24 protein-coding genes and 1 tRNA gene are annotated in these 23,099 nt (G+C 47.8%); 15 read left to right on the top strand and 10 right to left on the bottom strand.

The annotated features are described in order from the left end of the window. Positions 1–25 precede the first annotated feature (25 nt). Positions 26–102 (bottom strand) — tRNA-Met (locus tag T491_RS0100695). 142 nt (positions 103–244) lie between these two features. Here T491_RS0100695 and T491_RS0100690 point away from each other — a divergent pair. From T491_RS0100690 to T491_RS0100645, 10 genes are all read left to right on the top strand, one after another. Beyond that, entirely contained in the window at positions 245–640 is a 396-nt protein-coding gene (locus tag T491_RS0100690; protein WP_028902173.1) for an START-like domain-containing protein, read from the top strand. Between the two features lie 120 nt (positions 641–760). After that, positions 761–2,749: an LptF/LptG family permease gene (locus tag T491_RS0100685; protein ID WP_028902172.1), complete on the top strand. Its 1,989-nt coding sequence runs from the start codon at positions 761–763 to the stop codon at positions 2,747–2,749. A 28-nt stretch (positions 2,750–2,777) separates the two neighbouring features. After that, entirely contained in the window at positions 2,778–3,989 is a 1,212-nt protein-coding gene (locus T491_RS0100680; RefSeq protein ID WP_028902171.1) for a bifunctional 3,4-dihydroxy-2-butanone-4-phosphate synthase/GTP cyclohydrolase II, read from the top strand. A 101-nt stretch (positions 3,990–4,090) separates the two neighbouring features. Continuing rightward, positions 4,091–5,284, top strand: coding sequence for a pyridoxal phosphate-dependent aminotransferase (locus T491_RS0100675; RefSeq protein ID WP_028902170.1), 1,194 nt, complete (start codon positions 4,091–4,093; stop codon positions 5,282–5,284). A gap of 118 nt (positions 5,285–5,402) precedes the next feature. After that, the gene (locus T491_RS0100670) at positions 5,403–6,233 is read left to right on the top strand and encodes a MotA/TolQ/ExbB proton channel family protein (protein ID WP_028902169.1); all 831 of its coding nucleotides are present in this window, start codon (positions 5,403–5,405) and stop codon (positions 6,231–6,233) included. A gap of 41 nt (positions 6,234–6,274) precedes the next feature. Beyond that, positions 6,275–6,892, top strand: a complete 618-nt coding sequence (locus tag T491_RS0100665) for a biopolymer transporter ExbD (protein WP_028902168.1) — start codon at positions 6,275–6,277, stop codon at positions 6,890–6,892. A gap of 7 nt (positions 6,893–6,899) precedes the next feature. Further along, entirely contained in the window at positions 6,900–7,565 is a 666-nt protein-coding gene (locus T491_RS0100660) for a biopolymer transporter ExbD (protein ID WP_028902167.1), read from the top strand. Positions 7,566–7,587: 22 nt separating this feature from the next. Beyond that, complete coding sequence (locus T491_RS0100655; protein ID WP_028902166.1) at positions 7,588–8,421, top strand: energy transducer TonB; 834 nt, start codon at positions 7,588–7,590, stop codon at positions 8,419–8,421. Between the two features lie 18 nt (positions 8,422–8,439). Next, positions 8,440–9,399 (top strand): PstS family phosphate ABC transporter substrate-binding protein, encoded by a 960-nt coding sequence (locus tag T491_RS0100650; RefSeq protein WP_028902165.1) that lies wholly within the window; start codon positions 8,440–8,442, stop codon positions 9,397–9,399. A gap of 73 nt (positions 9,400–9,472) precedes the next feature. After that, the gene (locus tag T491_RS0100645; protein WP_155949977.1) at positions 9,473–10,897 is read left to right on the top strand and encodes a lipopolysaccharide assembly protein LapB; all 1,425 of its coding nucleotides are present in this window, start codon (positions 9,473–9,475) and stop codon (positions 10,895–10,897) included. A 176-nt stretch (positions 10,898–11,073) separates the two neighbouring features. Here T491_RS0100645 and T491_RS17285 read toward each other — a convergent pair whose 3' ends face one another. Next, entirely contained in the window at positions 11,074–11,241 is a 168-nt protein-coding gene (locus tag T491_RS17285) for a 4Fe-4S binding protein (RefSeq protein WP_013065171.1), read from the bottom strand. Positions 11,242–11,413: 172 nt separating this feature from the next. Here T491_RS17285 and T491_RS0100640 point away from each other — a divergent pair, with 172 nt between their 5' ends. Further along, positions 11,414–12,121: a porin family protein gene (locus tag T491_RS0100640; RefSeq protein WP_028902163.1), complete on the top strand. Its 708-nt coding sequence runs from the start codon at positions 11,414–11,416 to the stop codon at positions 12,119–12,121. A gap of 2 nt (positions 12,122–12,123) precedes the next feature. Here the strand turns inward: T491_RS0100640 and T491_RS0100635 are convergent, their stop codons facing one another. Together T491_RS0100635 and T491_RS0100630 are read right to left on the bottom strand one after the other, a co-directional pair. Beyond that, positions 12,124–12,966, bottom strand: coding sequence for a bifunctional UDP-sugar hydrolase/5'-nucleotidase (locus tag T491_RS0100635; protein WP_028902162.1), 843 nt, complete (start codon positions 12,964–12,966; stop codon positions 12,124–12,126). Positions 12,967–12,969: 3 nt separating this feature from the next. Continuing rightward, positions 12,970–13,734 carry a 5'-nucleotidase gene (locus T491_RS0100630; protein ID WP_028902161.1) on the bottom strand — a complete coding sequence of 255 codons (765 nt, stop codon included), beginning with the start codon at positions 13,732–13,734 and terminating at the stop codon, positions 12,970–12,972. A gap of 172 nt (positions 13,735–13,906) precedes the next feature. On the opposite strand from T491_RS0100630, the gene rplS reads away from it, so the two are divergent. Then, entirely contained in the window at positions 13,907–14,266 is a 360-nt protein-coding gene (rplS, locus tag T491_RS0100625) for a 50S ribosomal protein L19 (protein WP_028902160.1), read from the top strand. A 45-nt stretch (positions 14,267–14,311) separates the two neighbouring features. Here the strand turns inward: rplS and T491_RS17550 are convergent, their stop codons facing one another. Further along, positions 14,312–14,464 (bottom strand): hypothetical protein, encoded by a 153-nt coding sequence (locus T491_RS17550; protein WP_155949976.1) that lies wholly within the window; start codon positions 14,462–14,464, stop codon positions 14,312–14,314. A gap of 68 nt (positions 14,465–14,532) precedes the next feature. Between T491_RS17550 and T491_RS0100615 the strand changes: the two genes are divergently transcribed. From T491_RS0100615 to T491_RS0100605, 3 genes are read left to right on the top strand one after another with little or no spacing between them, the layout of a single operon-like run. Then, positions 14,533–15,726, top strand: coding sequence for a phosphoribosylaminoimidazolecarboxamide formyltransferase (locus tag T491_RS0100615; protein ID WP_255327026.1), 1,194 nt, complete (start codon positions 14,533–14,535; stop codon positions 15,724–15,726). Positions 15,727–15,747: 21 nt separating this feature from the next. Then, on the top strand, positions 15,748–15,936 hold the full coding sequence (locus tag T491_RS0100610) for a hypothetical protein (protein WP_013064993.1): 189 nt from the start codon (positions 15,748–15,750) through the stop codon (positions 15,934–15,936). Positions 15,937–15,952: 16 nt separating this feature from the next. Further along, entirely contained in the window at positions 15,953–17,206 is a 1,254-nt protein-coding gene (locus T491_RS0100605) for a glycosyl hydrolase 53 family protein (RefSeq protein ID WP_028902158.1), read from the top strand. Between the two features lie 83 nt (positions 17,207–17,289). Here the strand turns inward: T491_RS0100605 and T491_RS0100600 are convergent, their stop codons facing one another. The 5 genes from T491_RS0100600 to T491_RS0100580 form a co-directional block, all read right to left on the bottom strand. Further along, positions 17,290–18,621 carry a TolC family protein gene (locus tag T491_RS0100600; protein ID WP_028902157.1) on the bottom strand — a complete coding sequence of 444 codons (1,332 nt, stop codon included), beginning with the start codon at positions 18,619–18,621 and terminating at the stop codon, positions 17,290–17,292. Positions 18,622–18,627: 6 nt separating this feature from the next. Further along, a complete protein-coding gene (locus tag T491_RS0100595) occupies positions 18,628–19,743 on the bottom strand; it encodes an efflux RND transporter periplasmic adaptor subunit (protein ID WP_028902156.1) in 1,116 nt (371 codons plus the stop codon). 117 nt (positions 19,744–19,860) lie between these two features. Continuing rightward, positions 19,861–21,105 carry an ABC transporter permease gene (locus T491_RS0100590; RefSeq protein WP_028902155.1) on the bottom strand — a complete coding sequence of 415 codons (1,245 nt, stop codon included), beginning with the start codon at positions 21,103–21,105 and terminating at the stop codon, positions 19,861–19,863. Positions 21,106–21,107: 2 nt separating this feature from the next. Beyond that, on the bottom strand, positions 21,108–22,364 hold the full coding sequence (locus tag T491_RS0100585; protein ID WP_028902154.1) for an ABC transporter permease: 1,257 nt from the start codon (positions 22,362–22,364) through the stop codon (positions 21,108–21,110). An 8-nt stretch (positions 22,365–22,372) separates the two neighbouring features. Next, the gene (locus T491_RS0100580) at positions 22,373–23,092 is read right to left on the bottom strand and encodes an ABC transporter ATP-binding protein (protein WP_028902153.1); all 720 of its coding nucleotides are present in this window, start codon (positions 23,090–23,092) and stop codon (positions 22,373–22,375) included. Between the last annotated feature and the right edge of the window lie 7 nt (positions 23,093–23,099).

Below are 23,099 nucleotides of genomic sequence, written 5' to 3'. Positions count from 1 at the left end.
GAAATGAATCTAACTGCCTCTCTTTTGGTAGCGGGACCCAGGATTGAACTGGGGACCTCATGATTATGAATCATGCGCTCTAACCAGCTGAGCTATCCCGCCATTTGCTGTTTTGCGGGTGCAAAGGTAGTACTTTTTTTGGAACTACCAAAATTTTTCGGCAAAAAGTTTTGTTTTTCGAAGATTTTTTGTAATTTTGCCGCATAAAACAATACTAAAATCAGTAATCCTAACCCAAAAACATATGGGAAAGCAGAAAATAGACATAGAATATCCATTGGCCATCAAGTCGCCAGCATTAATATGGGAACAGATAGGTAGCGCTCACGGACTGGAGCGTTGGTTTGCAGACCACGTCACCGAAGAAGACGGGATTTTCACTTTTACCTGGGGAGAACCATGGACAGAACAAGACGTGAGAGTGGCACACGTCATCGAAGCCCAGAAATTTGACCACATCCGTCTGAAATGGGACGAGGAAGACGATGATACCTACTTTGAGATGCGAATAGCACAAAGCGACCTGACCCACCAACTGAACCTGCTCATCACAGACTTTGCCGATGACGACGATATAGACGGTCTCAAGATTCTGTGGGAGAGCATGCTTGACCGACTGCACAGAGCAAGTGGACTATAATGAGTGAATAGTGATTAGTGAATAGTGAAAAAAACACAAGGGGAAACAACTTTTCACTATTGACTATTCACTATTCACTATTTTTTTTGTAATTTTGCAGCCAAAATTGCAAAAGAGCAAATGTTTCGAATCAAGAAACTGGACATATTCATCGCTAAACAGTTCGGAATGCTGTTTGTAGGAACCTTCTTCATCTGCCAATTTGTGCTGATGATGCAGTTCCTATGGCGTTATGTTGACGAACTGATTGGTAAAGGACTTTCACTGGAGGTGATGGCCCAGTTCTTCTGGTACATGGGCCTGATGCTGATGCCACAGGCCTTCCCTCTGGCCATCCTGCTTTCATCGCTGATTGCCTTTGGTAACTTAGGCGAGAGTTCTGAGCTGACCGCCATCAAGGCGGCTGGCATCTCACTGATGCAGGCTTTCCGTTCGCTTATCATCATATCTGTACTGATGGCTGGCGTTTCATTCTACTTCCAGAACGTGGTTGGTCCACAGGCTAACCAGGACTTCTACCGTCTGCTGTTGGGTATGAAACAGAAAAGCCCCGAGGTTGAGATTCCTGAGGGCATGTTCTACGACGGTCTGCCTAACACGAACATCTACGTACAGAAGAAAGACCTGAACACAGGTATGCTATACGGTATCATGATCTACCGTATGACTGGCAGCTACGAGGATCAGGCCATCATCCTGGCCGACTCGGGTATGATGCAGAGCACTGCAGAGAAGAAGCACTTGTTACTTACACTATATAATGGTGTATGGAACGAGAATATGCGCTCGCAGGATCTGGCAGGGACTGCCGACGTACCCTATCGCCGCGAAACATTCGTCACCAAACGCATCGTCCTCGACTTTGACGGCGGTTTCAGCATGGCTGATGTCAACGATATCGCAGGCGACGCGAGAGCGAAGAGTTTAGGTAAGATCCTGCACGACAAGGACTCACTGCAGGAGTTTAATGACAGTGTAGGTCGTGCCTACTATAAGGAGGGAACCAGCTTCTTCTTCAGAAAGGCCAGTGTATCGGCAAGCGACTCAACAAAGATAGCCCAGCAACTGGCAGGAGGCCACACCACCCTCGACTCGCTATTCAACAAGTTAAACGACAACCAGAAGCAAGCGGCTATGCGTGTAGCGGTCAACAACGCCCAATCGTGCGCTACCGACCTGGAGATGAAGGGCACCTATGCCAAAAATCTGCATCGTTATTTCCGTACACACCAGATTCAGGCCATCCTTAAATTTACACTGGCCCTAACCTGTATTATCTTCTTCTTTATCGGAGCGCCCCTTGGTGCCATCATCCGTAAAGGAGGACTGGGTGTACCTGTCATCATATCCGTACTGGTATTTATTGTGTACTACATTCTGGACAGTACAGGTCAGAAGATGGCACGCGACGACCAATGGACCGTATGGTATGGCATGACGATATCAACCGTTGTCCTGGCACCTATCGCTGCCTTCTTTACCTATAAGGCAAACAACGACTCGGTGGTATTCAACATCGACATGTACAAGCAGGTATTCATGCGTATATTCGGTCTGAGAACACACCGCCACGTCTATCGCAAGGAGGTGATCATCGAGGATCCTATCTATGCACTCGACTCGTACTATCTGCTGCAGATCAGTCAGGAAATCAAACAATATAGCGAGGAGCACAAGCTGTTGCATCTGCCTAACCCCATCCACGTGTTCTTCCACCCTGGTGACGACCAGAAGATCCAGAAGATTGTAGAACAGCTGGAAGAAGTCATCGACGACCTGGCCAATACCAAGGATGCACAGATACTGGGTTACCTGAACCACTACCCCATCGTGGCTACCCATGCGCACACCCGTCCGTTCCGCCAGAAGTGGCTGAACATCATCACAGGTTTGATTCTGCCACTTGGTGCGTTCTTCTATCTGAGAATGTGTCGGTTCCGTCTGCGTCTGCGCAAAGACCTGAACCGCATTCTGGAGACCAACGAGAGAATACTGGAACGTGCGGCCAAATTCGCACCACCAACACCTAAGTCGTTCGAAGATTTAGAGAAGATGCCATTCGTATATGAACTGGCACGCGACAAGGAGTCAAAAAAGCATAAGGATTAACTACTATATATAAATAAGGTGTAATAAAATGGAAAAGATGAAGTTGAACAGCATAGAAGAAGCCGTCAAGGACTTCGAGCAGGGTGAGTTCGTGATTGTTGTAGACGACGAAGACCGCGAGAACGAAGGCGACCTGATTATCGCCGCCGAAAAGATAACAGCAGAGAAAGTAAACTTCATGCTGAAACACGCGCGAGGCGTGCTTTGCGCACCTATCACCATCGAGCGTTGCAAGGAACTGGACCTGCCACATCAGGTACAGGACAACACCTCAGTACTTGGCACTCCATTTACTGTCACCGTGGATAAACTCGAAGGTTGCACCACCGGTGTAAGTGCTCACGACCGCGCAGAAACTATCAAAGCATTGGCTGATCCGACCGCCACGCCTGAGACATTCGGACGTCCAGGACACGTGAATCCCCTTTACGCCCAAGACAACGGTGTGCTGCGACGCAGCGGACACACTGAAGCCGCCATCGACCTCTGTCGCATGGCAGGTCTCTACCCAGCAGGCGCACTGATGGAAATCATGAATGAGGATGGCACCATGGCCCGTATGCCCGAACTGATGGCCTTTGCCAAAGAGTGGAATCTGAAGATTATCAGTATCAAAGATATGATTGCCTACCGACTGAAGAAGGAGTCATTGATTGAAGTAGGCGAAGAGGTGGATATGCCCACGGATTACGGTCACTTCCGCTTGATACCCTTCCGCCAGAAGAGTAATGGTCTGGAGCACATGGCCCTGATCAAGGGCGAATGGCAGGAGGACGAGCCTATACTGGTACGCGTCCACTCGTCATGTATGACAGGCGATATCTTAGGCAGCAAGCGCTGCGATTGCGGTGAGCAGCTGCACAAAGCCATGCAGGCCATCGAGAAAGAGGGCAAAGGCGTGGTCATCTACATGCAGCAGGAAGGTCGCGGTATCGGTCTGATGAACAAGATTGCCGCCTATAAACTGCAAGAGGAAGGTCTCGACACTGTCGACGCCAACGTACACTTAGGATTCAAGCCCGATGAGCGCGACTACGGCTGTGGTGCGCAGATGCTGCGCCACATCGGCGTACACAAGATGCGTCTGCTGACCAATAATCCCGTAAAGCGCGTAGGTCTGGAGGCTTATGGTCTCGAAATCATAGAGAATGTGCCCATCGAAGTTACTCCCAACCAGTATAATCTGCGTTACCTGGAGACGAAGAAGAACCGTATGGGACATACGCTCCATCTGAAATAACACTCAGAATGCCACAAATTCACTCCTGAAAGTGAAAAATTGGCACATTTATTTCGTATTAAAAAATAAAATGCGTAATTTTGCACAAAATTTAGAATAATATGGCACAATTATCCAATCGTCTGCAGCGTTTAGCCCCATCGGCCACGCTGGCAATGTCTCAGAAAAGCTCCGAAATGAAGGCACAAGGTATCGATGTAATTAACATGAGTGTTGGAGAACCCGACTTCAATACACCTGATGCTATCAAAGAGGCAGCCAAGAAAGCTATTGACGAGAATTATTCACGCTATTCTCCCGTCCCAGGCTATCCCGATCTGCGCAAGGCTATCGTAGCCAAGCTGAAGAACGAGAACCAGCTGGACTACACCGTCAATGAGATTCTGGTCAGCAATGGTGCCAAACAGAGTGTGTGCAACACAGTGATGGCTCTGGTGAATGATGGCGAAGAAGTCATTATCCCAACCCCATATTGGGTGAGCTATCCCCAGATGGTACTGCTGGCTGGTGGTACTCCCAAGTTCGTAGAGGCCGGTTTCGACCAGAACTTCAAGATGACGCCAGAGCAGTTAGAGGCAGCCATCACCCCCAAGACACGCATGATTATCCTCTGCTCACCCAGCAACCCAACAGGTAGCGTTTATAGCAAGGCTGAACTGAAGGCGTTAGCCGATGTCATCCTGAAGCACGACGACCTGTTTGTACTGGCAGATGAGATCTATGAGCACATCAACTATATCGGCAAGCATGAGAGTATCGCCCAGTTCCCTGGCATGAAGGAGCGTGCCATCATCGTAAACGGTGTATCTAAAGCCTATGCGATGACAGGCTGGCGTATTGGCTATATTGCCGCCCCAGAGTGGATTGTCAAGGGCTGTAACAAGCTTCAGGGACAGTACACCAGCGGTCCCTGCTCAGTAAGTCAGAAAGCCGCTGAGTTTGCCTATGTGGCCGATCAGCAGTGTGTAGAGGATATGCGCCAGGCTTTTGAGCGCCGTCGTAACCTCATTGTCAAGCTGGCAAAGGACATCCCCGGACTTGAGGTAAATGTGCCAGAAGGTGCCTTCTACCTCTTCCCCAAGTGCAGCAGTTTCTTTGGTAAGAGCGATGGTGAAACCACTATCAATAACTCGACCGATTTCGCCATGTATTTGTTAGAAAAAGGTCATGTCGCAACGGTTGGTGGAGACGCCTTCGGTGATCCTGAATGCTTCCGAATGAGCTACGCTACAAGCGATGAAAACATTGTGGAAGCCATGAAGCGCATCAAAGAAGTGGTAGCAAAACTAAAATAATTCGGAAATTCTTAGTTAAAATGTATTAATTTAGCTTGTATTCCGCTTTATTTTGCTACTTTTGCGAGGTGAAACAAATCTTTATTTATTTATAATAACTAAAAAATTATTTTTAATTATGGCAACAACAACAAAGGCTGCAGCCCCAGCCAAAAAGAATTCGGGCTTTGGTGGTATTAAGGCAGCATGGGTTATCTTGGTAATTTGTGCAGCTCTTGGTTATGGTGTATGGTACTTCGTTATGGGTGATCCCAGCAACTTCGTTGGTGGCGACCGTAGCGGTCATCCTGCAAACCTGCTGGGTACTGTATATAAGGGAGGTTTCGTTGTAGGTCTGATCCTGACTCTTCTCTTCACCGTTATCTGCCTGGGTATCGAGCGTTTCTTCGCTATCAAGAGCGCCGCTGGTAAGATTAACCTCGCCAAGTTCACCGCTCAGGTTAAGGAACTCATCAAGGCTCAGAAGTTCGATGAGGCTGACAAGCTTTGCGACAAGATGCAGGGTTCTGTAGCTAACGTAGTTAAGGCTTCTATCGCTGCTTATAAGGATGTTGAGGCTAACGATACTCTGAAGAAGGCTGCTAAGATTGCTAAGATCCAGCAGGCTCACGAGGAGGCTACTCAGCTTGAGATGCCTACTCTGCAGATGAACCTCCCAATGGTTGCAACCATCGTATCACTCGGTACTCTGACCGCTCTGTTCGGTACTGTGCTCGGTATGATCGGATCATTCCAGGCTCTGTCTGCTGGTGGTGGTGCTGACTCTATGGCTCTGTCTGCAGGTATTTCTGAGGCTCTGGTTAACACAGCTTCTGGTATCTTGACATCATGGGTAGCTACCGTAGTTTACAACTTCTTCTCAAACAAGATCGACAAGCTGACATTCGCTCTCGACGAGATTGGTTACACAATCGCCGCTACATACGATTCTAACCACAACGAGGCTTAATCTTTATCCATTTTTTTAACGCATTAAAAAGCATTTAGAGAATGGCTAAAATTAAGATACAGAAAAAAGACATCTGGATTGACATGACGCCTATGTCAGACGTGATGACGCTGCTTCTGTGTTTCTTTATGTTGACTTCAACATTCTTGACACCAGAGCCAGTTTCAGTCACAGCGCCTAATTCTGTGTCAGAGGTTAAGATACCAGAGCAGGATGTGCTCAACATTCTGGTAACTCCAGAAGGACGCATCTACTGCGGTACCGAAAACAAGAATAACATGCAGGCTATGATGGAGACCATGACCGACAAGTTTGGTATCCAGCTGAATGCCAACCAGATCAAGCACTTCCGTGAGGATGCTATGGTTGGTGCGCCAATGGCTCAGCTTGCTAACTATCTGAACCTCGATACAGAAAAGATGGGCGAGGCCATCCAGAAGCTCGGACTGCCGCTCGATAGTATCAACGGTGGTAAGAGTGAGTTCCAGGAGTGGGTGACAGCAGCCCGCGAGGCTAACCCCGACATCAAGCTCGCCATCAAGTGCGACTCAAAGACTTCTTATGGAACCATCAAGAAGCTGATGTCAGAGCTCCAGGACATGAACGAGAACCGTTTCCAGCTGATTACGAATCTCGATGTTAAACGTTTAAACGACTAGTAGTATTATGGCAAAAAAGAATCTATCAAAGCAGAAAAAGATGGATACCCGCGTGAACTTCACGCCAATGGTAGACATGATGATGCTTCTTATTACCTTCTTCATGCTGTGTACTACACTGGCAAAGCCACAGGCTATGCAGTTGACTATGCCATCAAACGATGACACATCGCAGCTGAAAGAAGAAGAGAAGCAGGTAACAAAGGCTTCTCACACCATCACACTCTATCTGGGTGCTAACAATAAGGTATGGTATGTAGCTGGTCTGCCCAACTACGACGATCCTTCATGCGTAAAGCCCACCACTTATGGTAAGGATGGTATCGAGAAGGTTCTCAACGAGCACACTACTGAAGAGGGTATCAACCCTATCGCCAAGATCAAGTTGGCTAAGAAGGAGCTCGATGCGAAGAAGAATGAGTACAACTCAAAGATGACCGACGAGCAGTATCAGGAAGCTCTGAAGAAGCTGAAGAAGGGTGAACTGCCCTCAGGCGAGAAGGTTCCTACTATGACCGTCATCATCCGTCCTCTGAACACAGCTACCTATGAGAATATGGTTGCTGCACTCGACGAGATGCTCATTAGCAATATTGATAAGTATGTGATTGACAATGTCGACAAGATGAGTGACGACGATAAGGCACTTATCGAGAAGGCTGGCGTCAAGTAACCCCTAAAATGTAGAATAGACTATGGCAAAAATAGATCTTATTGACAACAGCTGGGTTGACCTCGTATTCGAAGGTAAAAACCAGGCATACGGAGCTTATCAATTGCGCAAGAAGACGGGAACCCGTAACTTGAAGGCACTGCTGACCATGATTGCTATATTTGCTCTTATCGCAGCAATCGTGATTGCAAAGGTGCAAATCGATAATTACATCGCTTCCCGTAACGCAGCCATCGAAACCGACGTTGAGCTGGCCAGTCTGGCTGACAAGAAAGAGGCTAAGGTGGAAAAGAAAGATGAGCCCGAACCCGAGAAGATTGAGATTGAGCGCGTCAAGAGCTCTGTAGCCTTCACCGTTCCTGAAATCAAGAAGGACGAAGAGGTTAAGGAAGAGCAGGAGATGAAGTCTCAGGAAGAACTGCAGGAAACCAACACCGCTATCGGTGCTTTCAACGTTGAAGGTAACGACGAGACAGCTGGTGAGGTTCTCAAGGTAAAGGAGACTATTGCTGAGCCCGAGCCACCAAAGGTTGAAGAGACCAAGGTGTTTGACGTGGTAGAGGAAATGCCTCAGTTCCCTGGAGGTAGTGCAGCTCTGTTCGAATATCTGTCTAAGAATATCAAGTATCCAGTAGTAGCCGAGGAGAACGGTGTACAGGGTCGTGTAGTTGTAACCTTCGTTGTAGAGCGTGATGGTTCTATCACCGATGTAAAGGTTGTAAGAAGCGTTGACCCATCACTCGACAAGGAGGCACAGCGCGTTGTAAAGTCAATGCCACACTGGATTCCTGGTAAGCAGAACGGTAGCGCAGTACGTGTAAAGTACACCGTACCTGTTACATTCCGTCTGCAGTAATGTTCAACAAAATCTGAAATGAACGCATTCAACAAATTATCACAATTAGTTGGATTAACCTTGATATTAGGCTTGTTCCCCGGATGTGGGAACAAGCCTAATCCTGAAAAGGAGCAAGCTTATCAGAAGGCTGCCAGCATACTGACAGCCGATGAAAGTTTCTACCCTATCATTGACGAAGAACTATATTATTTCACTAATCAGACACTCGACTCCATCACACCCGTTTATATCAACGAGCAGGATGCTGTTAAGAAACTGATGAACAAAGAAACATGGCTGGCTTTCACCACACGTGATTTCACGAAGAAAGAGCGCCAGACACTGATCAGCCAGAAATTCCTGCCAAGAGCCATACCTGTAGCTTACGACGGTCTGGCCATCATCGTCAACAACTCAAACCCCGACTCTTGCATCACCATCAAGGATTTTGCACGAGTGCTGAAGGGCGAGATTACCAAGTGGGACGAGATATACCCACAAAACAAACTGGGAGTCATTGATGTGGTATTCGACAATCCACTCTCAAGCACCGTACGTTGGTGTGTAGACTCCATCCTTGGTGGCAAACAATTCAGCGCCCCCAACATCGGAGCAGCCAAAACAAGTGCTGCCGTTATCGACTATGTTGAGAACCATCCAAACTCTTTGGGTATTATAGGTTCGAACTGGCTGAACGACAAGCGCGACACCACCAACGTGACCTTTAAGAAGAATATAACAGTGATGGGCGTTTCAAAGCTCGATTCGGCAACGAAATACAACAGTTGGAAACCCTATCAGTACTATTTATATAATGGCAATTATCCCCTACGTCGCACCATCTATGCGTTGCTAAATGACACACGTAACGGCGTGCCCAGTAGCTTTACTCACTTTGTACAGCTACCCAAAGGACAGAAAATCATCCTGCGCTTCGGACTGCTCCCAAGAACAGCCAATATGAACGTTAGAGATGTGATTGTCAACAAGCAGTGATTAAACCAAAATCAAATATAAACGTCATAAGAGAAAGAACAGTAAACAAAGTAGAATTAAAAAAACACGAATTATGAAAGCAATTAAATATCTATTAATGGGTGCGATGCTGACAGGTTTCAGCGCCGCCGCTAATGCACAGGAAGCAGAGCTCAATGCTGCTCTCGATGGAATTAAGTCAAAGGCTCCCAATGTAGCCGAGTTAGCAAAAGCTGCCTACAAGAAGAACAAGAAGGACGCTGCTGCGCTGATTAAGATCGGTCAGGCCTTCTATGCTCAGAAGGATACAGCTAATGCACGAATGTTTGCCAACTATGCCAATGAGGCTGGCAAACCTAAGTATCAGTATGCACCCGCATATCTGCTGTTAGGCGATATCGAGTCGGCTTACGGTACTGATGGTGGTAAGGCTGCTGGCTACTACAACCAGGCTATTACCTTCGACCCCAAGAATCCTGAGGGTTACAAGAAGTGGGCCATGGTTTATCGTAAGATCAGCCCAACTCAGGCTGCCAAGAAGTTGCAGGATATGAAGGCTCAGTGCCCTAACGAGGACGTAGATGCCATCACCGCACATATCTATATGCTGGCTGGTGACGAGAAGGCTGCCTACGAAAACTATGCTAAGGCCGATATCAACAAACTCGACAAGTTAGGACTGAACGAGTTCGTACGTTGTAGCTATTTCACTGGTCACTTCCAGGATGCTCTCCGCGCTGCCGAGGCTGGTATCAAATTGGAGCCACGCAACCCAACATTCAACCGTCTGGCAATGTTCTCAAACTATGAGTTGAAGAACTACGAGGCTGCCAAGAGCTACATCAACAAGTATTTCTTCGAGACCGATAGCGCCAAGGTATCTGAGTACGACCACTTCTATACAGCACTGATCTATCAGGCTCTGGAGGATAAGGCTAACATGTACACTCACTATGACAAGGCTCTTGAGCTGGTTAACGATCAGTCAATGATCAAGCGCTGGGCTATCCTGAAGAGTGTATCTGACTCTTATCTGAAGGACAAGGAGTTTGAGAACGCCATCAAGTACTACGAGCAGTACATCGCTTGCAAGCCCGATGTAAACTCTGACGATATGGAAGGTGTAGCAAAGATCTACTCAAAGTATGCTGACGAGGATGCAAGCCGCAAGGCTGAACTGATTGGTAAGGCTATCGAGGCTTATCGCGCTATGGGTGAGAAGTTCCCCATCCAGTCAACATACGTTGCCTATCAGTGCGCTACCATGAACAACAAGCTCGACAAGAATGGTGAGAAGGGTCTTGCCAAGGCCGACTACCAGAAGGTTGTAGAGCTGCTGGAGGGTAAGGCCGACCGCACCAAGGGTGAGGACACCATGCTGAAGTATAGCTTGCACTACTTGATGTCGAACGCTTTCCTGTATGGTAAGAACAAGCCACTGGCTAAGGAGTATGCCAACAAGATCCTGGCTATCGACCCCAACTATGCTGCTGCACAGCAGATTCGTGATCTGAAGTAATTCAAGCATTACAATACAAAGAAAGAGGTGTTCACTGCTGAACATCTCTTTTTTTGTGAGTATTTTCCAAGTTAGAAAATGGTGTTTTCTAAGTGAGAAAACATTGGTTTCCAATAAAGAAAACAGGTGTTTCCAATAAGGAAACACCTGCTATACTTTCACTATGTCCAAACTTATTAGGGAAGGCTGATAGCCTCAGAGGGACAAACAGAAGCACAAGTACCACACTCTGTGCAGAGATCGGGGTTGATAGAATACTTCTCACCCTCAGAAATAGCCTCTACTGGGCACTCACCCTGACATGTACCGCAAGCGATGCAGTCGTCACCAATTACATATGCCATAATTCTTAATCAATTTAAGTTATTAATACTGTTAATACTCACATTTAATGATGCAAAGGTACAATTTATTTTCGAAATATACCAAATTTTAGGTATCATTTTTAATAATTTATACAATGTCAAAATAAGCACACACATAATAAGATAAGTATTTCTCCGTTATTAATATGGTATGAAGCAGAGATTTCTAACCGTCATCATAACGCTATGTATCGCCATGAGTTGTCAAGCACAGAAGCGATACGTGATACAGCACAAGCCGTACATCGACTTGCGCCCAATGCACTTTGGCATATCCGTAGGTATGAACATGCAGGACCTGGAGTTAGAGAACACCACCCCGTTTGTATATGATGCAGACCGCTGGAACGTGGGATTCTCAGTAGGCGTGCTCGCGGATATGCGCTTATCCAGCAATCTGAACCTGCGCATATCGCCCACCATGCATTTCGGTGCGAAGCACCTGATATTACAGAATCTGCAGGACTTAGATTCTGAAGGCAACCCCAAGACAGAGACACAGGACATGAAGAACACGTATCTGGCCGTACCTGTCGACCTGAAGTTCTCCGCTCAGAGATGGAACAACATCCGCCCTTATATGGTAGCAGGCGTTAGTCCGATGGTGAACCTGACCAACAATCAGCAGGAGATTGTACAACTGAAACGTACCGACCTCATGCTGGAGGTGGGACTGGGTTGCGACCTGTATCTGCCATTCTTCAAGCTGATACCTGAGTTGAAATTCTGTTATGGTCTGGGCAACAAATTGGACAAGAGCCATGTTGCCAGTCTTAAGGACGACCAGAAAAAACTGTATGCCAACTCTGTTAAGAGCGGGCATACAAAGATGATAGTATTAACTTTCTATTTCGAATAAGCTTACTTCTCAAAAGTCAGCACCAGCTTGCCGATATACACGCCATGCTTACCATTCTGATCTACAGGAATCTGCTTTCCGGTCTTGTCTGGAGCATATTCCAAGGCAGGCATATAGGTATGAGTATGACCTCCCAGCACCAAATCGCAGCCCTCTATCTCACGAATGAACTGCTGATCAGGATATTCAGATATCTCCCATCCTAAGTGTGACAGACAGATTACCACATCACACTTCTCTTGACGACGCAGGATATCAATATACTTCTTCGAAGTCTCAACAGGATCAAGGAAAGCCACACCCTCACAGTTCTTATTCGACACCAGTCCCTTCATCGGTGCACCAAGGGCAAAGACGCCAATCTTAAGTCCTTGACGCTTCAGGATGATATAATCCTTTACCAAGCCCTCGCAGGGAGTACCAGTAAAATCGTAGTTAGAACAAACCACGGGGAAGTTGGCCATACGGAAGATCCGTGCCATATTCTCAAGTCCGAAGTCGAACTCATGGTTACCGATAGTCACCGCATCATAGCCCATCTGATTCATCAGACCGATCTCAACCTCGCCCTTAAACAAGGTATAGAAACCCGAGCCCTGAGAGAAATCGCCAGAATCGAAGAACAACAGGTCAGGATGCTGCTGGCGCTGTTCCTTGATCATATTGATACGACGCAGGAATCCGCCACGACCAGCCAGGTTCTTATTATCCAGATTCTCATTCAGCGGCAAAATGCATGAATGTGTATCATTGGTATGAAGTATTACCAACTCTTTTTTGGTCTTAGCACCTGCCGAAACTACCGACAAGAGTGCTACAAGTATCATCAGGTGAAATCTGCGCATAACTTATTGGATTTTAATACGACCTTCAACATTCGAATCGACCACCAAGCCACGAGCCTGATGATCTTTGAAATAATTCATAATCAGGAAGCGTGTGTTATTGCTCTTGTCATTGGGGGCAATGATATTAGTACCCTCCTTGAGCGCTGGCATACCGTCGTTACCTTCAATCAGATAGTTGATTGTAGCCACACGATACTCTGCCTTCGGATCAATCTCCTTACCATGCAGACGGCAAGATATCAACTTCTCGTCCTTGGAAATCACGAGTTCAACACCATGACTAACTCCCTCGCCGCCTCGTTTGGCAATCTGCTGGAAGAGCTTCAGCATCTTCTCGCCTGTCAGCGTGATAAAGCATATCTTATTCTCAAACGGAGCTACATCGAGCACATCGCCATAGGTGACCTTACCTTTGGTGAGATCGGCACGAATACCACCCATGTTATAAATGCCCAGAACAGGCTGCTCGCCGTAATCCTTAGCCGCCCATACCAGGATATCAGCCAAGAGGTTCGACAAATCGCTCTCTGGACGATCGGCATGCATGTTATGTGCCACCATACCCACTACCGGTCCCATGATACTGTCGTTAACCCGTTTGAAAGGTTCAATAAACTTGATAGCAGCCTCGTCGGGATTCTGATCGTAACGATCATCTACAATGATGCGAGTGCGCTCAATATGAGATAGTTGATAATTCTTTGGAGCACACGAGAATAGCATCAATGAGGCAAAAGAAACATAAAAAACGCGTCTTATACTCATAATTTATTCTTTTAATGGTGCAAAAATACAAAAAATATTCGAAATATTTCGTTGAAACAAAAAAAAGTTGTACCTTTGCACCCGCTTTTCGGCGTAATCGCTGGCAGGAAGTAACGAGAGGCCTGTTATGTTGCGTTGGAACGATACAACAATTTAATTATAAAAAAGTACAATGGATTTAATTAAAGTTGCTGAAGAAGCATTTGCAACCGGCAAAAAGTTCCCAGAGTTCAAGGCTGGTGACACCATCACTGTCGCTTACAAAATTATCGAGGGTGCCAAGGAGCGTATCCAGCTCTATCGTGGTGTAGTTATCAAGATTGCAGGTCACGGAGACAAGAAGCGCTTCACCGTTCGTAAGATGTCTGGTACCGTTGGTGTAGAGCGTATCTTCCCCATCGAGTCACCCAACATTGAGAGCATCGAGGTTAACAAGGTAGGTAAGGTTCGCCGCGCTAAGCTTTACTATCTGCGCAAGCTCACTGGTAAGGCTGCTCGCATTAAGGAAAAGCGTCACAACGTTGGCGAATAAAAAAGTAAAAAAAGAGGCTTCACCCAAGTGTGCGAGCCTCTTTTTTTATTCCCCATGCAGGGCTTTCTGAAAATCCTCCCAACTCTGGAACCCTGCCAACAAAGAAAGACGGTCGAGCGTTTTCTTATCAGGTTTTCTCAGGATTTCCTTCTCCACTGCCTCCAGCAGCTTCCGAAGCGCCAAACGTTTCTTCTCCATGTTAATAATTTAAGTTTGGTGCAAAATTACAAAAATATTTTGTACCTTTGCACACAGAAATAAAAAATATCGCAAAAATGAAAGAATTAGCACTCAAGTACGGATGTAATCCCAACCAGAAGCCCTCGCGCATTTTCATGACCGAGGGTGAGCTCCCCATCGAAGTAATCAACGGTCGTCCTGGATATATCAACTTCCTCGACGCATTCAATGCCTGGCAGCTTGTCAAGGAACTGAAGGCCGCTACCGGTCTGCCTGCAGCAGCCTCGTTCAAGCATGTTAGCCCTGCTGGTGCAGCTGTTGGTCTGCCCCTGAGCGACACCCTGAAGAAGATCTACTTCGTGGACGACGTGAAGGACCTCGACGAGAGTTCTATCGCCTGTGCCTACGCCAGAGCACGCGGTGCCGACCGTATGTCGAGCTATGGTGACTTTGTGGCTCTGAGCGATACCTGCGACGCTACCACAGCTAAGCTGCTGAAGCGCGAGGTGAGCGATGGCGTGATTGCACCTAATTTTACACCTGAGGCTATTGAGATTCTGAAAGACAAGCGTAAGGGTACCTACAACGTGATCAAGATCGATCCTACCTACGTTCCCGAGCCTATCGAGCGCAAGCAGGTATTCGGCATCACCTTCGAACAGGGCCGCAACGAGATCAAGCTCGACGACGATGCACTCTTCGAGAACATGCCTACCCAGAACAAGACCTTCACTCCTGAGGCTAAGCGCGACCTGATCATCGCCCTCATCACCCTGAAGTACACCCAGAGCAACTCAGTATGCTACGTGAAGGATGGACAGGCTATCGGTATCGGCGCTGGTCAGCAGAGCCGTATCCACTGTACCCGTCTGGCTGGTAACAAGGCTGATATCTGGTGGTTGCGCCAGCATCCAAAAGTGATGAACCTGCCTTTCATCGACAATATCCGTCGTGCTGATCGCGATAACACCATCGACGTGTATATCTCAGAGGATCACGACGATGTACTGCGCGAGGGCACCTGGCAGCAGTTCTTCAAGGAGAAGCCAGAAGTACTGACGATGGAAGAAAAGAAGGCATGGATTGCTCAGAACACCAAGGTGGCTCTGGGTAGCGACGCTTTCTTCCCCTTTGGCGACAATATCGAGCGTGCACACAAGAGCGGCGTAGAGTTCATCGCTCAGGCAGGTGGCTCTGTTCGCGACGACCATGTTATCGACACCTGCGACAAGTATGGTATCGCAATGGCCTTCACTGGCGTTCGTCTGTTCCACCATTAATCATTGGCAAATTGTAAATTCATGGACGATTTTCAAAACATTCTTGAGAACGGCATCAACTTCGGACGCGGAGGTGACAAGCCGAAAGACGATGGCAAGGTGAAGACCAAAGCCAAGAAAAAGAAGTATATCACTGGTGCTCACGGTAGCGGCTCTGCAAGGCAGAAAGCCAAATACCGTGAGCAACGGGCCAACCGTCATAAGAAATAATCAATAACATAATAAGATGAAACTACTAAAACTATTACTAACAACTACCCTACTCTGCGGCATGAACACCCTTCATGCCCAGAAGTATGTAGGTGGCGACATCTCATTATTGCCCACCTACGAAGAGCATCTTGCCAACTACATGGATCCCGATGGCAATCCCATCAACAATCTACTCCAGTATTTTAAGGATCAGGACCTGAACGCCATGCGCGTGCGCCTGTTTGTTGACCCCAGCCAAGCCAGCACGGAGGATAAAGGCGAAGGTGTGCGACAGGATCTGGCCTATGTAAAGGCATTAGGAAAGCGCATCAAGGATGCTGGTATGAAGTTCATGTTAGACTTCCATTACTCTGACACCTGGGCCGACCCCAGTCAGCAAGCCACGCCCGCATCGTTCAAAACGGTAAACACCCCAGCCACCGAGTATATCTACACCTATACCAAGGACTGCCTGAATGCATTAGTTGAAGCAGGCGCTACGCCCGACTTTATCCAGACAGGAAACGAGATCACCTACGGCATGATGTGGGATTCGGGGTGTAAGGTTGAAGCCAACACCCAATGGAATGGCTATAAGGACACTAATTGGAGTAGCCTCACCACTGCCCTAAAGAATGCAGGAAGAGCCTGCCGCGAAGTATGTCCAAATGCCAAAATCATTATCCACACAGAGCGCGTGCCCAATATTCCGCAGATCACAGACTTTTATCAGAGAATGGATCAGAACGAAGTGGATTACGACATCATCGGCACCAGCTATTATCCATACTATCATGGCAACCTTACCCAACTGGACGCCGCATTAACAGCGTTTGAGACCACATTCCCCACAAAAGATATCATGGTGGTAGAAACAGGTTGTGGCTACCACTACCAGGTAGGCGATAATGCCACAGGCTATCCCCTTACATACGAAGGTCAGCGCCAATTCACTGCCGCCTTGGTAACCACCCTCAACCAGCATCAGAATGTGAAAGGTCTGTTCTGGTGGTTCCCTGAAGCCAATGAATATGGTCTTGACTGGAACACCCAACGCGTAACTGATGGTTGGTACAATGCCTCACTCTTTGATAATGAAACGGGTAAGGCTCTGCCAGCGCTCTTCGAACTGAAAAAATTCTGCGATGAGAACGCAGGGATGCAGCTACTACAGACAGAGACTGCGCAACCTGACTGCTGGTACACCCTTAGTGGCTGCAAAGTAAACAAAAAGCCCGATACAAAAGGGATTTATGTAGCTAACAAAAGAAAAATCATCGTGAAGTAATTTATATTTCACGCTTTGAAATTTGTATCCCAAACTTTGCAACATAAGTTTCAAAGTTTGGGATACAAAATAGATAACGTAGCTTAGAAATTCAGTTCCTTGCCGCGATAGAACTCCAGCAAGGCGTGCTGATACAGATTCTCATAGCGTGCCTGAACCATATCGGATTCCGACTTCAGGTAGCTGTTCTTCGATTCGTTGAACTCTGTAATGTTTGCCTTTCCGTTCTCATACTTGGCCTGCATCAGTTCGAAAGCGTCTTTCGAGCTCTGTACAGCCTCAGCCGAGCTCTTCTCCTTGCTCTGCGCATTCAGGGCGTTGTAATACACCTGCTGAATCTCCTTATAGAGCGTTTTCTTCGTATTGTCGAGCTGTAACTGCTGGTTTTCCTGCTGGATACGGGCGTTACGAACGCTGTTGCGTGTCTGGAAACGATTAAAGATAGGCACACTCAGATTCAGACCGATATACTGGCTGAAGTTGTTCTTCAACTGCTTGCTGAAGCCATCAGACTTAAAGCCCGAGGTGGTGTAATAGTTGGTACCCAGTCCGCCACTCAGTGAGAGGGTCGGATAATGTCCTGCCTGAGCAATCTTGATGTTATGCGCAGTACCCTTTAGCTTCAGCTGTTGTGAGAGGATCTCTGGTCGTACCCCCATAGCCTCAGCATAAATCTGATCGGGGCTCACCATACCATCCAGCTTGCCAAGTGCATCCAGCTCCTCATCCGTAGGGCGTACAATCGCGAAACCTTCAGGGGTTGCTAACTCTAACAGCTGAGTCAGACTCAGCACAGCCAGTTTCATGTTGTTATCAGCCTGGGTAGCAGTCAACCTGCTGTTAGCCAAAGTGGCCTTCTGGCGTGAGAGTTCGGCCTCGCTGGCCTTGCCGTTATCCACAAAAGCCTGCAGACGAACCACCTGAGCCGAGTCGATTGCAATCTGTCGATGCGCCACATCAGCCATCTCCATATCGTAGAGTATCTGCACATAAGCCTGAGCCACCTGCATACGGATATCGTTCTTGGCCTTCTCCAGGTCGGCAGTAGCAGCCTCCAGATTCAGCTGGTTCAGCTTTATCTGGTTAGGAATCTGGAAACCAGTGAAGATCGGCACGCTGGCACCCAACTGGAACGATGTCGACGAGGTATTGGTATTGGTATAAGTATTCTGGGCAGTCAGACCACGGCCGAACGAGAAATTCTGCCCCAGACTACCATTCAGATCCGGCAGTCGTGAGTTCTTGGCATTGCTGAGTTGCAGCTCCTGCTGACGGCGCTCGTTCTGCTGCTGCTTGATGCTGATATTATGCTCGATGGCATAGTCGCAGCACTCGCGCAGGCTCCAGACCTTCTGGGCATTTGCTGCACCCAGACCCAACGAGCCAACAACGATGGTTAATATATACTTTTTCATAACCGCTTACTTTTCTGTATCATCCGTAATAATCTCTGGGCCACGGACCTTATCCTTAGCTGTAATACCCTTCTTGATCTCAATGTTCACACCGTCAGAGAGTCCTGTCTCCACATAAGTACGATTGTAGGTCTTGTTCTTACCCTCGCCCTTGACCACATAAACAAAGGTGCTGTCGCCGCTGAACTCGATGGCGCTCTCTGGAATGCAGAGTACCTTATCAACCCTTGCCAGCACAATCTCGGCATTGGCGCTATAGCCTGAACGGATTTTCTTGCCGTTCTCCGACAGTTTCACAGCTGCCTTGATCTCGAACTGGTTAGTACCATTGCTCTCCACTGCCTTTGGCGAGATATACTCCAAGGCCGCATCGAACTTCAGGTCCTGCAGGGCACCGATGGTTATCTTCATGTTCATGCCGCTAATGAGCTGACCTACCTCTGTCTCGTCGATGTTTCCACGGAAAATCAGGTCGTTCATATTCGCTACAGTGGCAATAGTCGTACCATCGTTGAAGGTATTCGAGAGGATGACCGAGTTACCCACCTTCACGGGGATATCCAGAATCACACCGCTGATGGTTGAACGGATGAGCGTAGAAGAAGCCTTGGCATTCGACTTCGACACACCATCGCGCACTACCTCAAGCGCATCCTGAGCAGCTATCTTCTCATGTTTGGCCTGAGCCAAGCTCATCTTGGTCTTGTCGAACTCATCAGCTGATACGAGCTTCTGGTTAAACAGGTTCTCCTCACGCTGGAAGTCGGTCTCTGCCTGTTTCAGATTGATTTCTGCCAGACGTACACGCATCTCAGCACTCGACAGCTGCGCCATATCAGGGATCACCTTCACCTTGGCTATCACATCGCCAGCATTCACATAGTCGCCTGGCTCTTTCAGCAGTTCAGCGATGATACCAGAGATCTGCGGCTTGATATTCACCTCGTTGCGAGGTTCAATCTTACCTGTAATAATGGTGGTTTTCTGGATACTGTCTGTCTGGGGAGTAAACTCATTGTAGACAATCTCCTTGGGTTGGCTCTTCTGCCACAGGAACACGAATGTTCCGATGAAAATCAGCGCTACGATAGCGGCGATAATCAGTTTGCTGTACTTTTTCATACTTTTTATAGTTTTATTATTATTTTCTTTTTTCTTGCAACGGACTACAGGACTTAAGGACTTTTTTTCTTTTAGTGGACAATCAGTCCTGTTAGTCCTGTTGTCCGTTGCTAATAATTATTCATCTCGCATGGCGTCTACGGGCTTGATGCTCATAGCTCTTGCGGCTGGGGCCAGTCCTGCCAGCAAACCTAACGTGCTGACCACGAAGGCACAGAAGATAGCCGTCCAGAAGCCTACCTGGAAGTGGGTGTTCACAATACCATCCTCGGTATTGGCCATTTCCAGCATCTGCAGGATCATCACAGCGAAGAGGATGCCACTCATACCTGCCACTAACGTCAGCACGATACTCTCTGAGATAATCTGCGAGAGAATCATCTTGGGGGTAGCACCGATGGCTCTGCGGATACCAATCTCTGTGGTACGCTCCTTCACCGTTACCATCATGATGTTCGACACGCCGATGGCACCTGCCAACAGGGTTCCCAAGCCCACCAACCAGATCAAGACGTTCACGCCTTTAAACAGGTTGTTGATCAACTGGAACATCAGCTCGGTATTGAATACAAACACACCTTGTTCATCAGTCGGGTCGATATAGTGTGCTCTGGCAACAGTCGCACGGATACGAGGCGTAATCTTACTCATCAGTACACCAGGACGACCTGTGGCAGCAATGATATCAACGGCATTACCACGATTAAAGGCAGCCTGCATCAGGGTGATGGGGATGGTGATGCGCTCTTCAGAGCGACCACCAATAGAGATACCACCTGAGCTATAGTCAACGCCAACCACCTCGTAATAGGTAGAGTCCACTCGGATTTTCTTGCCACAAGGGTCGCCACCTTCCTTAAACAGGTCTTTGTATATCTTCTTACCAATCACGCACACCTTGCGCTGTTCCTGAATATCCATCTCGTTGATGAAACGACCATAATATATCTTTGGTGTGATAATATTCACCATCTCAGGCACAGCACCCTGTATTCTGGGGGTAGTTTTCTGGTCGCCATAGTAGGCCGTCGATCCACGTCCCATCAGGATTGGCGCAACAGCATCCAGTTCTGGTACTTGCTGCTTCAGTCGGTCCACATCCTTATACTCCATATACCAACTGCGCCCCTTGCGGAAGCCCTTATAGGGTTTCGAGGTTGGATCGGCACCAATAATCACGGTATTCTGTGCAAAGCCATCGAAGTTGCTGTACAGTTTCTCCTTCACGCCCTGTCCGGCTCCCATCAGTGCCACCAGCATAAACACGCCCCAGAACACACCGAATCCAGTGAGGAACGAGCGCGACTTGTTACGAGTCAGCGTATCGATGATTTCTCTATATGAATCAATATCTATTCTCATAATCAATCAACTCTTAATGCCTCGATGGGGCGGATTCTACTTGCTTTATAGGCAGGGATGAGTCCTGCGATAGTACCAGCTATCACCATCACCAGCGTGGCCTCGATACATACATCCAGTCCTACTGTAGGATCAACAAACAGGGTTATCTTCTCCATACCCAGGTCAGTCACCTCGTGGCCCAGCGTGGCATCCATATACTCGTTGGCAAAAACGCCGAACAGCATACCTACATAGCCAAAGATGGTGGTGATAATCACACTCTCTGTGATGATAAGTCGCAGTATGCTCCATGGCTTGGCACCAATGGCCTTACGGATACCGAACTCGTGGGTACGCTCCTTCACAGTGATGAGCATGATGTTTGATACGCCTACGATACCAGAGAGTAAGGTAAAGAGTCCTATCACCCAAAGGAAGGTATGGATGATGGCGATACCATTGTTCATCTGCATGCCCTGCGTATAGTTATTCCATATCCAGATGGCGCGCTTGTCGTCAGGATGAGCCTGGTGAGCACCATTCAGACGCCTGCGATAGTCCTTCTCAAAGTCATCGTTGGCCTTCTCTGTGTTCAACCCGTGGAAGGTAAACTCTACTCGACCTATGCTGGGTGTATTAGCACCATAGATGCTCTTGATGGCCGAGTACGATGAATAGGCATTACCCCACCCTTCGTCGCGGCTCTTATAGATGCCCACCACTTTGAATGAGAAGTTGTCCACCTTGACAAACTTACCCAACAGCGTCTTGTAGTCCTTAGGCTCCAGTTCCTTGGCCTGACTGTCGGCAAGCACCAGCACCTTGCGGCGCTCTTTCTGGTCGATATCGTTGATGAATCGTCCACAGATGATATGCGTTTTCACAATCTGTGTATGAACAGGGTAAACGCCTGCTATCTGGATACTCTTATAGTTATCGCCATTGGTAACCATGGCGGTGGTATAGTAACAGGCACCTACTTCATCTACGTTCTCCGTAAACTCTGTTTCCGTAGCTTCCATATCGTGCTTGTTCAGTTGGATATAGCGGCCTTCCTTCATACCTTTGTAAGGCATCGAAGTCACACCTTCGCTCACCTCTATCGAGTTAGTCAGGTAGTCTTCGCTCATCTTCATCGTGGCATTGATGAGTCCGTTTCCAGCTCCAAGCAGCACGATAATCATAAAGATGCCCCACGCCACAGCAAATCCTGTGAGCGTAGTACGCAGCTTATTGCGCCGTGCCGTCTGCCATATTTCAGTTAGGATATCATGCATAGCATTTATTATTTCATCATTCCATTAATACCGAACGGACTGGCGTCGTGGTTCAGGTTCTCTTCGATATTGCCGATGATACCATCCTTGATATGTACGATCTTGTTCGTCTCGTTAGCCACACCGCTCTCGTGAGTTACCACCACAATGGTCATGCCATCCTCCTGGTTCAGCCTCTTCAGCAGCTGCATCACCTCCACAGATGTCTTCGAGTCGAGGGCGCCCGTAGGCTCGTCGGCCAGGATAATCTGTGGACGGGTGATGAGTGCTCTGGCTATAGCCACGCGTTGCTTCTGTCCTCCCGACAGCTCGTTGGGGTAATGCTCAGCCCAGTCGGCCAAGCCTAACTTATCCAGATATTCCATCGCCATCTGGTGGCGCTTCTTTCTGGATACCCCCTGATAGAATAATGGCAACTCAACGTTTTCCACGGCGGTCTTGAAAGAGATGAGATTAAACGATTGGAAGATAAAACCAATCATCTTATTGCGATACTCAGCAGCCTTGCGCTCTGAGAGATCCCAAATGGGTACGCCTGCCAGCTCGTAGGTACCCGAATCGTAGTTATCCAGGATACCCAGGATGTTTAGCAGTGTTGACTTACCGGAGCCCGAGGCGCCCATGATGCTGACGAACTCACCTTTCTCGATGTCGAGCGAGATACCCTTCAGCACATGGAGCGGCTGAGCACCTTGATAGGTCTTGTTGATGTCTTTTAAGTGTATCATACAATAT

This window comes from Prevotella sp. P6B4 (assembly GCF_000619985.1).
Classification (GTDB): domain Bacteria; phylum Bacteroidota; class Bacteroidia; order Bacteroidales; family Bacteroidaceae; genus Prevotella.
This window is presented reverse-complemented; position numbering and strand designations above follow the sequence as displayed.

Coding starts and splice junctions, on each gene's coding strand:
- T491_RS0100690 (WP_028902173.1), top strand. CDS start 245: ATGGGAAAGCAGAAAATAGACATAGAATATCCATTGGCCATCAAGTCG.
- T491_RS0100685 (WP_028902172.1), top strand. CDS start 761: ATGTTTCGAATCAAGAAACTGGACATATTCATCGCTAAACAGTTCGGA.
- T491_RS0100680 (WP_028902171.1), top strand. CDS start 2,778: ATGGAAAAGATGAAGTTGAACAGCATAGAAGAAGCCGTCAAGGACTTC.
- T491_RS0100675 (WP_028902170.1), top strand. CDS start 4,091: ATGGCACAATTATCCAATCGTCTGCAGCGTTTAGCCCCATCGGCCACG.
- T491_RS0100670 (WP_028902169.1), top strand. CDS start 5,403: ATGGCAACAACAACAAAGGCTGCAGCCCCAGCCAAAAAGAATTCGGGC.
- T491_RS0100665 (WP_028902168.1), top strand. CDS start 6,275: ATGGCTAAAATTAAGATACAGAAAAAAGACATCTGGATTGACATGACG.
- T491_RS0100660 (WP_028902167.1), top strand. CDS start 6,900: ATGGCAAAAAAGAATCTATCAAAGCAGAAAAAGATGGATACCCGCGTG.
- T491_RS0100655 (WP_028902166.1), top strand. CDS start 7,588: ATGGCAAAAATAGATCTTATTGACAACAGCTGGGTTGACCTCGTATTC.
- T491_RS0100650 (WP_028902165.1), top strand. CDS start 8,440: ATGAACGCATTCAACAAATTATCACAATTAGTTGGATTAACCTTGATA.
- T491_RS0100645 (WP_155949977.1), top strand. CDS start 9,473: ATGAAAGCAATTAAATATCTATTAATGGGTGCGATGCTGACAGGTTTC.
- T491_RS17285 (WP_013065171.1), bottom strand. CDS start 11,241: ATGGCATATGTAATTGGTGACGACTGCATCGCTTGCGGTACATGTCAG.
- T491_RS0100640 (WP_028902163.1), top strand. CDS start 11,414: ATGAAGCAGAGATTTCTAACCGTCATCATAACGCTATGTATCGCCATG.
- T491_RS0100635 (WP_028902162.1), bottom strand. CDS start 12,966: ATGCGCAGATTTCACCTGATGATACTTGTAGCACTCTTGTCGGTAGTT.
- T491_RS0100630 (WP_028902161.1), bottom strand. CDS start 13,734: ATGAGTATAAGACGCGTTTTTTATGTTTCTTTTGCCTCATTGATGCTA.
- rplS (WP_028902160.1), top strand. CDS start 13,907: ATGGATTTAATTAAAGTTGCTGAAGAAGCATTTGCAACCGGCAAAAAG.
- T491_RS17550 (WP_155949976.1), bottom strand. CDS start 14,464: ATGGAGAAGAAACGTTTGGCGCTTCGGAAGCTGCTGGAGGCAGTGGAG.
- T491_RS0100610 (WP_013064993.1), top strand. CDS start 15,748: ATGGACGATTTTCAAAACATTCTTGAGAACGGCATCAACTTCGGACGC.
- T491_RS0100605 (WP_028902158.1), top strand. CDS start 15,953: ATGAAACTACTAAAACTATTACTAACAACTACCCTACTCTGCGGCATG.
- T491_RS0100600 (WP_028902157.1), bottom strand. CDS start 18,621: ATGAAAAAGTATATATTAACCATCGTTGTTGGCTCGTTGGGTCTGGGT.
- T491_RS0100595 (WP_028902156.1), bottom strand. CDS start 19,743: ATGAAAAAGTACAGCAAACTGATTATCGCCGCTATCGTAGCGCTGATT.
- T491_RS0100590 (WP_028902155.1), bottom strand. CDS start 21,105: ATGAGAATAGATATTGATTCATATAGAGAAATCATCGATACGCTGACT.
- T491_RS0100585 (WP_028902154.1), bottom strand. CDS start 22,364: ATGCATGATATCCTAACTGAAATATGGCAGACGGCACGGCGCAATAAG.
- T491_RS0100580 (WP_028902153.1), bottom strand. CDS start 23,092: ATGATACACTTAAAAGACATCAACAAGACCTATCAAGGTGCTCAGCCG.